8 protein-coding genes are annotated in these 12,816 nt (G+C 62.0%); 4 read left to right on the plus strand and 4 right to left on the minus strand.

All coding sequences use genetic code 11. The annotated features are described in order from the left end of the window. Window positions 1–75: 75 nt before the first annotated feature. Both JYG36_RS06565 and JYG36_RS06570 read left to right on the plus strand, forming a co-directional pair. A complete protein-coding gene (locus tag JYG36_RS06565) occupies window positions 76–489 on the plus strand; it encodes an NUDIX hydrolase (RefSeq protein ID WP_045197688.1) in 414 nt (137 codons plus the stop codon). Between the two features lie 22 nt (window positions 490–511). Continuing rightward, window positions 512–1,150: a LysE family translocator gene (locus tag JYG36_RS06570; protein ID WP_045197690.1), complete on the plus strand. Its 639-nt coding sequence runs from the start codon at window positions 512–514 to the stop codon at window positions 1,148–1,150. Window positions 1,151–1,153: 3 nt separating this feature from the next. Here the strand turns inward: JYG36_RS06570 and metR are convergent, their stop codons facing one another. Beyond that, complete coding sequence (gene metR, locus JYG36_RS06575; protein WP_213603431.1) at window positions 1,154–2,071, minus strand: transcriptional regulator MetR; 918 nt, start codon at window positions 2,069–2,071, stop codon at window positions 1,154–1,156. A 110-nt stretch (window positions 2,072–2,181) separates the two neighbouring features. On the opposite strand from metR, the gene metE reads away from it, so the two are divergent. Next, window positions 2,182–4,491: a 5-methyltetrahydropteroyltriglutamate--homocysteine S-methyltransferase gene (gene metE, locus JYG36_RS06580; RefSeq protein ID WP_213603433.1), complete on the plus strand. Its 2,310-nt coding sequence runs from the start codon at window positions 2,182–2,184 to the stop codon at window positions 4,489–4,491. A gap of 42 nt (window positions 4,492–4,533) precedes the next feature. On the opposite strand, the gene JYG36_RS06585 is transcribed toward metE, so the two are convergent. After that, entirely contained in the window at window positions 4,534–9,945 is a 5,412-nt protein-coding gene (locus JYG36_RS06585) for a dermonecrotic toxin domain-containing protein (RefSeq protein WP_213603435.1), read from the minus strand. A 201-nt stretch (window positions 9,946–10,146) separates the two neighbouring features. On the opposite strand from JYG36_RS06585, the gene JYG36_RS06590 reads away from it, so the two are divergent. Continuing rightward, the gene (locus JYG36_RS06590) at window positions 10,147–11,139 is read left to right on the plus strand and encodes an alpha/beta fold hydrolase (RefSeq protein WP_093380104.1); all 993 of its coding nucleotides are present in this window, start codon (window positions 10,147–10,149) and stop codon (window positions 11,137–11,139) included. 22 nt (window positions 11,140–11,161) lie between these two features. Here the strand turns inward: JYG36_RS06590 and JYG36_RS06595 are convergent, their stop codons facing one another. Next, window positions 11,162–11,488 carry a GlpM family protein gene (locus JYG36_RS06595; RefSeq protein ID WP_176794324.1) on the minus strand — a complete coding sequence of 109 codons (327 nt, stop codon included), beginning with the start codon at window positions 11,486–11,488 and terminating at the stop codon, window positions 11,162–11,164. A gap of 33 nt (window positions 11,489–11,521) precedes the next feature. Continuing rightward, on the minus strand, window positions 11,522–12,796 hold the full coding sequence (gene aauR, locus JYG36_RS06600; protein ID WP_230090931.1) for a two-component response regulator AauR: 1,275 nt from the start codon (window positions 12,794–12,796) through the stop codon (window positions 11,522–11,524). Window positions 12,797–12,816 lie beyond the last annotated feature (20 nt).

Consider the following 12,816-nt stretch of genomic DNA (forward strand, 5'->3'; position numbering starts at 1 on the left):
CGTCAGACCGGCCCAGGATTGAAAGGCACCTGCCAACATGTGATCCTTGCGCGCTTTCCTGTTCACGAGCGTCCCATGAGCAAAACCATCCGCATCGCCGCCGCCCTCCTGCTTGACCCGCAAGGCCGTACCCTGCTGGTGCGCAAGCGCGGTACCCAGGCGTTCATGCAGCCGGGCGGCAAGATCGAGGCCGACGAGCAGCCGGTCAGCGCCCTGGCCCGCGAGCTGTTCGAGGAGCTGGGCCTGGCGATCGAGGCGCAGGACGCCGAGTACCTGGGGCAGTTCAGTGCCCCGGCCGCCAACGAGCCGGGTTTTGTCGTCCAGGCCGAGATTTTCAAGGTGCACACCGCCATGCCGGTCGAGCCTGCCGCGGAAATCGAAGAGGTGGTCTGGGTCTCGGCGCGCAAACAACTGACCCTTGAGCTGGCGCCGTTGACCCGGGACTTGATTCTGCCGCTGTACCGGCAGTTAACTACAGCACCTGCCTGATCTCACTTGCAAAGGAATGCCGATGATCCCCACCCATGAATGGCTGCTGTTTATCGGCGCCGCGCTGCTGATGGTGCTCACCCCCGGGCCGAACATGATCTACCTGATTTCCCGTTCGATCTGCCAGGGCCGCATGGCCGGGGTGACGTCGCTGCTGGGGGTGGTCGGCGGCTTTCTGGTGCACATGACGGCCGCAGCCATTGGCCTGACTGCTTTGTTCATGGCCGTGCCGCTGGCCTACGACCTGCTCAAGTGGGCCGGTGCCGGCTACCTGCTGTGGCTGGCCTGGCAGGCGGTCAAGCCGGGTGCCCGTTCGCCGTTCGAGCCTCGCGAGCTGGCGCCGGACTCACCGCGCAAACTGGTGTTGATGGGTTTTCTGACCAGCGTGCTCAACCCCAAGGTGGCGGTGTTCTACCTCTCGGTGCTGCCGCAGTTCGTCTCGCCGGAAAACGGCTCGGTGCTGCTCCAGAGCCTGGCCCTGGGCCTGACCCAGATCGCCGTGAGCTTTTCGGTCAACCTGCTGATCGCATTGTTCGCCGCCGGCATCGCCGGTTGGTTTGTGCGCTACCCGCTGTGGCTGATGCTGCAGCGCTACGTGATGGGTTTCGTCCTGGCCGGCCTGGCGTTGCGCCTGGTGCAGGAGCAACGCCGGGCCGTGTAAGGCTCAGCGTACCGCGCTGACGCCATCGAGGGTCGAGAACGAGGTGTCCTTGGCGGTCAGCAGAAAATCGCGCATGTACGGCGCATCGAGCATGTCGCTGCGCACCGCCGCGTAGAGTGTGGCGAACAGGCCTTTCTCGCCCAGGCGCTTGGCCTTCACGTAGCCGCGCGAACTGTACTCGTGCAAGGCCCAGTGCGGCATGCCGCAGACCCCGCGGCCGCTGGCCACCAGTTGCATCATCATCACCGTCAATTCGGCCGTGCGCACCTGCGCGGGCTCGACGTCGGCCGGCTCCAGGAAGCGGGTGAAGATATCCAGGCGGTCACGTTCTACCGGGTAGGTGATCAGGGTCTCCATGGCCAGGTCTTCCGGCACCATGTACGGCTTGTGCGCCAACGGGTGCTGGTTGGCCACGGCAAGCATGGCTTCGTAGGTAAACAGCGGCACGTAGGTGATGCCGCTGAGCTCCAGCGGGTCGGAGGTCACCACCAGGTCGAGGTCGCCGCGGGCCAGCGCCGGCAGCGGGGCGAAGGCAAAGCCCGAGGCCAGGTCCAGTTCGACCTCCGGCCAGGCATCGCGGAACTGGTCGATGGTCGGCATCAGCCACTGGAAGCAACTATGGCATTCGATGGCCATGTGCAGGCGCCCGGCAGTGCCGCCGGCCAGGCGGGCGATGTCACGCTCGGCGCCGCGCAACAATGGCAGGGTTGCATCGGCCAGCTGCAGCAGGCGCAGGCCGGCGCTGGTAAAACGCAGCGGCTTGGTCTTGCGCATGAACAGCGGCATGCCCAGGCGCTCCTCGAGCTCCTTGAACTGATGGGACAGTGCCGACTGGGTCAGGTGCAGGCGTTCAGCGGCCTCGACCAGGCTGTCGGCTTCGCGCAAGGCGTGCAGGGTTTTCAGGTGGCGAATTTCCAGCACCGAGGGGCTCCATGAGTAAACTTTGAGATGAACACGAATTTATTGAGTTTGTCTCATGTTGGTCTGACTGTCGACAATAGCGTCATCTTTTACAGGGAGGACGTTTTCTCATGGCACTGGCCCACAACCTTGGTTTCCCGCGCATCGGCGCTGACCGCGAACTGAAAAAAGCACAAGAAGCCTACTGGAAAGGCGATCTCGATCAGGCCGGCCTTGAAGCCGTTGGCCGCGAACTGCGTGCCCGTCACTGGCAGGTGCAGAAAGACGCCGGGATCGAGCTGCTGCCGGTTGGCGACTTTGCCTGGTACGACCAGGTGCTGACTCACTCGCTGACCTTCGGTGCAATTCCCGAGCGCTTCGCCCAGGTTACCGGTGATAACGGCCTGCCGACCCTCGATACCCTGTTCGCCATGGCCCGTGGCGCCAGCACCTGCTGCGGTGCCAGCCACGGCCAGACGCAATATGCGCAAGAGCTGACCAAGTGGTTCGACACCAACTACCACTACCTGGTCCCGGAATTCAGTGCTGACCAGCGCTTTCTGCTCAGTTGGGAGCAACTGTTCGAAGAAGTCGCCGAAGCCCAGGCCCTCGGCCACGCGGTGAAACCGGTGCTGATCGGCCCGCTGACCTACCTGTGGCTGGGCAAGGCCAAAGGCGGCGAGTTCGACAAGCTCGACCTGCTTGAGCGCCTGCTGCCGGTGTACGGTGAAATCCTCAGCCGCCTGTCGCGCCAGGGTGTGGAGTGGGTGCAGATCGACGAGCCGATCCTTGGCCTGGACCTGCCGCAGGAGTGGAAGAACGCCTTCGAACGTGCCTACCACATCCTCCAGTACTCGCCCCTGAAGAAACTGGTCGCCACCTACTTCAGTGGCCTGGAAGACAACCTCGGCCTGGCCGTCGGCCTGCCGGTGGATGGCCTGCACATCGACCTGGTGCGCGCCCCGGAACAACTGCCGGCCGTGCTCGATCGCCTGCCAACCTACAAGGTACTGTCGCTGGGTGTGGTCAACGGCCGCAACGTCTGGCGCTGCGACTTGGACAAGGCCCTGGAGCAGCTGCAACAGGCCCAGCAGCGCTTCGGTGCCAACCTCTGGGTCGCCGGTTCCTGCTCGTTGCTGCACAGTCCCGTGGACCTGTCCCGTGAAGACAAGCTCGATGCCGAGCTGAAAAGCTGGCTGGCCTTCGCCGTGCAAAAGTGTGAAGAGATCGCCGTGCTGGCCAAGGCCCTGGATACCCCGCACTTGCCAGCAGTACAAAACGCCCTGAGCCACAGCCGCGCGGTACAGAAAAGCCGTGCCGAGTCGCCACGCATTCACAAGCCGCAGGTCCAGGCGCGCCTGGCCGCCGTCACCGCTGCCGATAGCCGGCGTCAGTCGGCCTTCGCCCAGCGTATCGAAGCCCAGCGTCAGCGCCTGCAATTGCCGGCGTTCCCGACCACCACCATCGGTTCTTTCCCGCAGACCTCGGCGATCCGCCTGGCGCGTCAGGCCTTTAAGCAGGGCAAGCTCTCGGCCAACGATTACACCGATGCCATGCACAGCGAGATTCGCCATGCCGTGCAGGTCCAGGAGCGCCTGGGCCTGGACGTGCTGGTGCACGGTGAAGCCGAGCGCAATGACATGGTCGAGTACTTTGCCGAGCAACTGGACGGCTATGCCTTCACCCGCTTTGGCTGGGTGCAGAGCTACGGTTCGCGTTGCGTAAAGCCTGCGATCATCTACGGCGACCTCAGCCGTCCGCAGGCCATGACCGTGGCCTGGATCGAATACGCCCAGCGCCTGACCAGCAAGGTCATGAAGGGCATGCTGACGGGCCCGGTGACCATGCTGATGTGGTCGTTCCCGCGCGAAGACGTGTCGCGCAAGGTCCAGGCCGAGCAACTGGCGCTGGCCATTCGTGACGAAGTGCAGGACCTGGAAGCCGCCGGCATCAAGATCGTGCAGATCGACGAAGCCGCGTTCCGTGAAGGTCTGCCGCTGCGCCGGGCGCAATGGCAGCAATACCTGGGTTGGGCGGTGGAAGCCTTCCGCCTGTGCTCAAGCGGCGTGCGCGATGAAACCCAGATCCACACCCACATGTGCTACAGCGAGTTCAACGATGTGATCGAAGCGATCGCGGCCATGGACGCCGACGTCATCACCATCGAGACTTCACGTTCGGACATGGAGTTGCTGGAGGCCTTCGAAGCTTTCGACTACCCCAACGACATCGGCCCGGGCGTCTACGACATCCACTCACCGCGGGTGCCGGACACGGCCGAGATGGTCAAGTTGATGAGCAAGGCGGTCAAGCGCATCCCGGCTGAACGCCTGTGGGTCAATCCGGACTGCGGCCTGAAGACCCGTGCCTGGCCGGAGACTGAAGCGGCACTTATCAACATGGTCGCGGCGGCGCGGCAATTGCGCAGCGAACTGGCGTAGAGCGCGAACCGGGCATCCTGTTCAAGGATGCCCGGTGTGGTTTCAGAAGAGGTTGGCGAAGACACGTTCGGCCAATGGCCGGCCCAGGTCACCTCGCCAGATTTGCACTTCTTCGATCTGGCTGCTTTGCCATTCTGTGCCCAGTTTGCGCTGGGCCGGTATTTTCAAATGGGCTTTGTCGAACTCGGCAAAGCGCGGCTTCTGCTTGTTGTAATGGAAGTGCGCATACCAGAGGGTACGTCGCGGTTGTTGGGTGCGATCATAGATGACGTACTCCTGCAGAAAGTCCGGACGTCCATCGGGGCGTTTTCTTAGTTCCACAAGGCCGCCAACCTTTTCGATCTCCACCACACCCCGTTGATTCTCTAAGTACTCAAGGTGGCCGCCGTTAGGCTGTTTGGTTTGCAGAATTTGCTGGACGCGCAGTTGACGTCCATCGTTCACCAGCTGTCTTGCGGCTTCGCGCAGTTCGTTGATCAAGTCGTCGGTGGGGCTTAGGCGTTCGATTGTGTTGGCGGCAGCATTCAGGTCGTCGGCCCGTTTGAGCATCAAGTCCTCAAGGCTGGCGGGTTCCAGATTTTGAGTGGCATAACCATCTACTTTGTTGCGAAACGCAGAGGATCCGTCGAGAAACTTGCGTGCCTCGGAACGGCTTTGTGAAAGCGACGGTTGACTGGCTGAACCTGCGGACGTGTCGGGGTTTTGCAGGATGAACTTACCGTCGGCGCCTTGAATGTAGATTTCGTCACGGCCATTGATACCCGTGAGCGTGTAGGTGTTGCGCTGTTGTGTGGGAGTACCAATAAGGTAAAGGTCGTCAGTGGTCTGAAACACCCGAGCGCTTGTGGGCTGGTTTTTCGGCACGGTTGGAAGATTTTCGGTGGGTGTATTCAAGTAGCGGCTGTAGTAATTGATGCTGTCGTCGAGGCGACTCTCTAGTACCTTTACAACAGCGGCGTCGAAGTACTCATCATCGCTGATGCTCCAGTAGCGCAGATTGTTCTTGAAGGCTTGAAGTTCATCGACCCCTTGTTTGAGTATTGCACTGCGTTGCGCTCTGCTATGGCTGACCGAAGCAAGCTGGCTCAGGGCATAGAGCATCCGGTCAAGGCGATTGCGCGGTGCTGACAATTTTATCTGAAGATTGGCCCAGCCTAGGTCGAAACCGCTTAGCGGTTTACTGATCAACTCTTTGAGCTGGTCGATTCGCAGGCCGTTGAGCACCACGGGTGTGAGGGTATCGGTCACGCGATCGATGTCGCTGATAAAGTCCCTTCGGTCAATGCCCTGGGTGATTTTGAGTTTCCAGATCCTCATGTTGTCGAGATGGCGTGCCATCAGTTCAAGCGCTTCAAGAATGTTGCGGCGAAGGGGCAGAGCCTGATTTCTCTTCTGCGCCATTTGACGGGCAAGGGTGTAAAAAGCCTCTCCTGCGGTTCCGTCCGCCGCCAGGGTTTGCGGGATTCTCTGGACCAGTCTGTTGACCTCCAGGCCGATGTTCGCTATTTCGGTATTAATAGACTCGATGCGTGTGATGGCGTTGTTCAATCTGAGGTGGTAACGGCTGGTCAGCATTTTCGCTGTGACGCTCATTTGATCTTTTGTTGCCTGGGCATTGGAGCGGGTTGCCAGTGCCAGGAAGTCTTCGTAGGTTGTGTACAGCGCAATTGCGTCCTTGATGTCCTTTTCGAGCTCTTGTTCTGTGACAGCGAGCCCTTGGCGGTGTTTGTCATTGACTCTGCGTGTTTGCAGTTGAAAGGCTTCACCGTCTGACCTTAACTTGTTTAAAAGCCTTTGGTATTGGCGCTGACGTACATCCGTCCATGATATCGGTAGCCGCTCGCGAATCGCCGCCGGCCAGTACGGTGCCAATACATCCGCCAGATGCCCCAGTACCTGGCCGCCGCCTGCACCGCCGCCGCGCAGGTGCACGCCATACAGCGCGAAATGGGTGTCCCACTGGCCGTTTTCATTCAGCGCGATATTTTTCCGCCAGGTCTTGAACTGTGTGCCACGCAGACGCCAGGTGTGTTCCGTCTCCAGCCATTGCACCTGGCAGGGGCGGTCGCCCACCAGGATGAAGTCGCCTTTGGCGTGCTGGTAGATGCCTTTGTACTTGCCGTGGCGCCCCGGCTCGATCCCGGCCAGCGACAACGGCGTCTGGTATTCGTAACCTTCAAAGCGCGACAGGCGTTGGGCGCTGCCGGGCGCAAAGCCCGCCGCCGGGCCTGCTTGCAACAGTTGCAACTGACGCTGGCGGGTCAGCTGACGGGCGCTCAGGGCCTTGAGGGGCAGGCCGGGCGCGAGGTCGATGGCAGCATCGACGAAAGCCAGCAGCACTTGTTGCAGCGCCTCCAGCGCCTTGTACACCTCATCCTGGCGCAATGCGCTGACCAGTCGGGCACTGGCTTCAAAGAAGTCGTAGACGGCGACGACGGTCCCGATTACCGGAATGAAGCCCAGCGCCATCTTGATGTAGTTAAAGATCATGCCGCTCTGGTAGGCGAAGTTTTCCAGCCACAGGTCGCGGTTCGAGCGCGAGGTGGCGCGATGGGCTTCGAGAATGCGGCCACCCTGGGCGTCGAGTAGGTGCTGGGCCAGTGAGGTGGTCGAGGGCCATGTCGTGCCCAGGCCAATAATGCCGTCGAAGCGATGTTTGATGGCCTGGCGCATCCGCGATCGGTGTGCGTCCGGGTTGCCCAGCAAGGCGCGCCCGGCCAGGTAGTCGATTTCGCCGCTCTGCTTGCTCAGGTCATACAGCCCGGAACGGGCCGCTTCCAGGCTGCTGTACTGGCGTACCAGGCGGGTGGGATGCTCGGGTCGGTAGAGTACGGTGATGCCGCTGTTCTGATCGCTGATGAAGGTGACCCCGGACAGCGTAGTGCCGTAGCTGTCGGTGTCTTCGCCGCCTGCGGTCAGCCGGGCAGAAATCAGTTCAATATCATGGCCGTCGGCTTGGTAGGCCGCTTTGCTGTCGGCGTCGATGGCGATATTGAAGATCGTCTGGCCCCTGTCGTCCAGCTCGCCCTTGGCCCTGGCCTGGGCGCTATGCATGATGAGCATCTGGCGGAAAGGTTCACCCAGGCATTGACGCCGATAGGCCCGGGAAAAAGCGCCTTCGTGAGTGCCCCGATACGCCTCGGTGATCTTGTTTTCGTATTGCTGGGCCAGGTCAAGGTCGGTGGCCAAGCCGCTCAGGTAGGTTTTGTCGATGCTGTCCTTGAGCTGTTGAACAAGCGCCTGATTCGATGTGTTGAGCTTCAGCTTGAGAAAACTCAGACGCTCTTTCATGGCCTCGTCGATGTTGTCCAGCAACAAGGCATCCAGCGTCAGGTCGACCCATTTGTTGCTGGCCTTGAGCGTCGGCTTGGTGGCAATGCCCTGGGGGCTGGTGCTGTCAACCACAATGGGCACCCACGAGGTGCTCTCTGGCAGGTAGAGGGTGATGGGGCTGTCGTCGTAGCCAGGGAAGTCCTGCTTCAGGCGTTGGCTGATGAGCTGGCGGCAGAACAGTTCGCGGTGGGGCAGGTCGCGGGCGACCAGGGCCTGGGCCCGGTGCATGGCCGCGATGAAGCCGAGGGTGCCGGCCTTGAGCATCGCGCGATCGCTGGCCGACAACTTGTCCAGCCAGTTCAGGGGAGCGCCCGTCAACGTGGCACTGGTTTCCTGTTCCTGGATCAGGTTGAACGCGTACTCGCGCGCGGCGTGGCGGGGGACCTGCAGGCGCCGGGTCAGTGCTTCTTTCACCGCCGCGGGCGCCTCCTCGGTGGTCAGCGCAGTCTTGGCCTGGCTTAAATGGTGGGCCAGAACCACGGCCAGGACATCGCCGGTCACCGGGCTCAGGCTCAGTGACTGCTCGCTCTGATCGTTGATGGCGAAGCAGCGGGTCAGTTCCGCTTGGTTGGCGCAGCGCAGCAGCCCGCCGGCTTCACCCGGCCAGTACAGCAGCAGGCTCTGCGGGTTGTCACCGTCCTGCAGGGTCACGACCAGGCAATCATTGAGGGTGGTGCTGGTAGAGATTTGGACGCCATTGTCCATCGACGTTGTGTTGAGCACTGGATGCGCCGCGACAATACTGGAGCCCAGGCGCGGGAAGGTGTCGGGTTGATCGAGAAGGCTTTCGAGCCACCTCAATTCTTCGTTATCGATTTGCCCCAGCAGGTTCTGAAAGCGCGCGTGGGCGCGCAAGCCGTGGTAATGCGCCTGGAGCAGCGCAGCATTGGCGGCGGGGGATTGCTCCTGGTGCCAGGTGTCGGCCTTCAGTTGCTGCTCAATGGCCTGTTCCGCTTGTTGGCAGGCATCGCCAAGAGTTTGCTGATGATCCTTGAGCGCTTGCAGATCGGTTTCGGCAATGCTGGCCATCAGTGCCCGCTGGGTGTTGATCTGTTGCAGGCGGATGGAATAAGGGATGTCGAGGTTCAAGCTGCCAAAGTCGTAGAGCGAACGCTGCGAGGCGTCTTCGCTGTCGGTTGATTCAAGGGCAGGCGGCAGGCTGAAGATGCTTGAACTGCGCTGCTGAGTATCGACCCAGTGGACCATCGACAGCGCAAGTTCGCCAAACTGGCGAATATCTTCGCCGGGCTTGAAGTCCAGCGCGCTCAAACGCTCATTGAGCAGGCTGTTGAACAGCGGGCTGAAACCGCCTGAAAGGCTGCCGTGGCTTTCATAGCTGACGCTGGAGGCCGTGGCACCAATGGCCGCCTCCAGGTCCGCCTGGGACGCGTGGGAACTGAAGCCGCTGCCGGGGCGATACAGCATCAGCTGTGGTTCGTCTTCGGTTTTGAACAGCAGCGCTCCTGGCATTGCCTGTCCGTCTATCGCGACGGTCTGGATCTCGATACCTTGCTGGCTATGCCATTCAGGGTTGTCGAGCACCTCTTTGACCGCGCGTTGCTGTTGCCTATCGAATTCATCGGTGGCCAGAGCCACATCCCAGCAGGCCTTGAAAATATCCAGGTACTGGTTCTGGGCATGGGTACGGCGGCTGACGGCGGTATCCGAGGCCCGCGCTTGCCAGTAGCGATCCCACTGGCGTCGGACCGCTGCGGGAAGGTCCAGTTGCGCAAGCCTGGCGAGCAGTTGTGTGGGTGTCAGGCGCAAGGTCGGATGATCCGGGCCCTGAGCGGTCACCCGGGCGTGCTGGTCAAGATCGGCGGGCGGCTGGGGATACTGGCGCGTGTGTAGCGCCAGGGCGACCAGGCTGACATCGCTGTCGTGTGCATCGGAGATACGGAATCGCAGGGCAGTGCTCAGTGGATCGATACCCAGCTGTTCGCGTACTACGTCCTGTAGTGTCTGGTAAACGCCGGGTGCTTGTGCAAGCAAGGTGGTGAAAGTATCGCGGTGGTCTTTCCAGCGTTTGCTGGCATCTGCCAGCAACGCAGTGTCGTGGTTTATGACTGAAATGAAATCCACAGGAGAGTGAGGGGCGGGGACTTCTGGCAAATCGCTCATGGCGGTATCCCAAACGTGAAGTTATGGCCGGAAATGGCGTTCACATTGGGCGCGAGGCGTTGCCGCTAGATGCGGTACATAGGTACTGCGGATAACCGTCGGGCGACATTCATCAAACTGTCACGCAACTGTGGCAGCGCGCTTGAACGAATTTCATCAGACTCGCGCTCTACTGGGGATTTGCATTCTGGTGTTTCGCTCATGCGGGCTTTGGTTTTTTTTCTGGCGCTGATGTGCGCCATTCCTTCTTTTGCAGCGGCGCGTTGCGACGTCAACGTGCCCACTGAACGGGTCGAGCTGGCGCAGGTCAGCCTGGCTTACCAGAGCATCGGGCGTGATTCGGACCCGGTCTTGCTGCTGGTCATGGGCCTGGGCGGGCAACTGATCCACTGGCCCGATGAAGTGGTGGTGGCCCTGTGTCAGCAGGGCTTTCGGGTGATCCGCTACGATAACCGCGATGTCGGCCTGTCCAGCTGGAACCAGGCGCCAGACGACGCCAACCTGACCTTCGAAGTACTGCGCTACAAGCTGGGTTTGCCGGTGGCCGCGCCTTACACCCTGAGCGACATGGCCGAAGACGGCCTGGGGTTGATGGATGCCCTGCAGGTTGAGCGCTTTCATGTCCTGGGCGTGAGCATGGGCGGCATGATCGCCCAGCATCTGGCGGCGCTGGCACCGCAGCGGGTCGAGAGCCTGACCCTGATCATGTCCAGTTCCGGTGCCCAGGGCCTGCCGGCACCAAGCCCGGCGCTGGTGCAGTTGCTGGCCAGGCGCGGTGCGCCGAATCGCGAGGTGGCGCTTGAACAGCAGGCCGACTTGCTGGCCGCCTTAGGCAGCCCCGAGGTCAAGGATGATCGTCAGGCGCTGCTTGAGCAGGCCGCGATAGCCTACGACCGCGCCTTCAACCCCGAAGGGGTCAAGCGCCAGATCATGGCGATCCTCGCCGAACAGAGCCGGGTTGAGCTGCTCAACAACCTGCGCCTGCCGACCCTGGTGGTGCATGGCACCGCCGACCCGCTGCTGCCGGTGATGCATGGCGTACACCTGGCCGCGCACATCAAGGGCAGCCAGCTACGCCTGATTCCAGGGTTGGCCCATCGCTTTCAGGAGCAGTTCAAAGGGCCGTTGCTGGGTGCGGTGTTGCCGTATCTGAACACGCAGCGCCTGGCCGATACCCATGTGGCGGTGTATTGATACTGCTGCTGCCCTGAACAGGTCAATGCAACCTGACCCAGACACTCACCAGCACCGTCGCCGCCACCAGCCAGGCCAGGGTCGCCAGGGCCAGCGAAGTTTCCAGGCGCAGGCGCTCGACCAGCAGGTACAGCGTCGCCAGGTAAACGAAGTAGGGGATGATCGACCACGCACTGAACAGGATGGTGGTCTTCAGGTCCTCCAGTGAACGCCCCTTGCCGACGATGTAGTGGGCGATCAGGGCGAAGGTCGGGAACAACGGCACCAGGCCGGCTATGTAGTAGTTGCGGGTCTTGGCCAGGGCGGCAAGGATCACCACCACGGCCGCACCCAGGCAGGCTTTGAGGATCAGGTCCACGTTTTGTTCCGTTTCTGCGGCCGGTCAGCCCAGGCCATACTTTTTCACTTTGTCGAACAGCGTGGTCTTGGCCATGCCCAGCTCCTGGCTGGCCTGGCTGAGGTTGCCGCCGGTACGTTGCAGGGCATCGCCGAGCAGGTTGCGCTCGAAGGCCTCGACCGCTTCGGCAAAGCCCAGGCCCTGGTTGGCGCTGGCACCGGCCTTTTTGAATGCCGGCAAACCCAGGGCATAGCGCTCGGCGACGTTGCGCAGTTCGCGCACGTTGCCTGGCCAGTCGTGGGCCATCAGCCGCGACAGGGTCTGGCTGTCCAGTTGCGGGACTTCCCGGTCGAAGCGCAATGACGACTGCTGCAGGAAGTGTTCGAACAACTGCAGGATGTCTTCGCGGCGTTCGCGCAGCGGCGGCAGTTCCAGGGTCACCACGTTCAGGCGGTAATACAGGTCGCTGCGAAACTGCCCGCTCTGGCCCAGGGCGTCGAGGTCGGACTTGGTCGCGGCGATCACCCGGCAATCGACGGCGATGCTCTGGTTCGAGCCCAGGCGTTCCAGGGTGCGCTCCTGCAGCACGCGCAGCAGCTTGATCTGCAGGTTCAGCGGCATGCTTTCGACTTCGTCGAGGAACAGCGTGCCACCGTTGGCGTGCTCGATCTTGCCGATCCGGCGCTTGCCGGCGCCGGTAAAGGCGTTGGCTTCGTGGCCGAAAATCTCGCTTTCGAACAGGTTCTCCGGCAGGCCGCCGCAGTTCAGGGCCACGAACGGCGCGCCCTGGCGGCGGCTGAAATCATGCAGGCAACGGGCGACCAGTTCCTTGCCGGTGCCGGTCTCGCCCTCGATCAACACGTTGGCCGAGGTATCGGCGACGTTGGCGATCAGTTCACGCAGGTTCTGCATGGCCGGCGAGCGGCCGATGATTCGCCCTTCAAGGGTACTCTGCCCGGCCAGTTGCCGGCGCAGGGCAAACACTTCGCGGGACAGCCCGCGCTGCTCCAGGGCACGGCGCACCACTTCGACCAGGCGCTCCGGGGCGAAGGGTTTTTCCATGAAGTCGTAGGCGCCGTTGCGCATGGCGCCGACCGCCATGTCGATATCGCCGTGGCCGGTGATCAGCACCACCGGCAGGCTGCGGTCGCGGGCCTTGAGGCGGCTGAGCAGCTCCAGGCCATCGATGCCGGGCAGGCGGATGTCGCTGACAACGATGCCGGCAAAGTCATCGCCGATGCGCTGCAGGGCCTCTTCGGCGCTGCCAACGCCTTCGCAGGCAATGTCTTCCAGGGCCAGCGCCTGCTGGCAGCCGAGCAGCACATGCGGGTCGTCTTCGA

It is taken from the genome of Pseudomonas sp. SORT22 (assembly GCF_018417635.1).
Taxonomy (GTDB): Bacteria; Pseudomonadota; Gammaproteobacteria; order Pseudomonadales; family Pseudomonadaceae; genus Aquipseudomonas.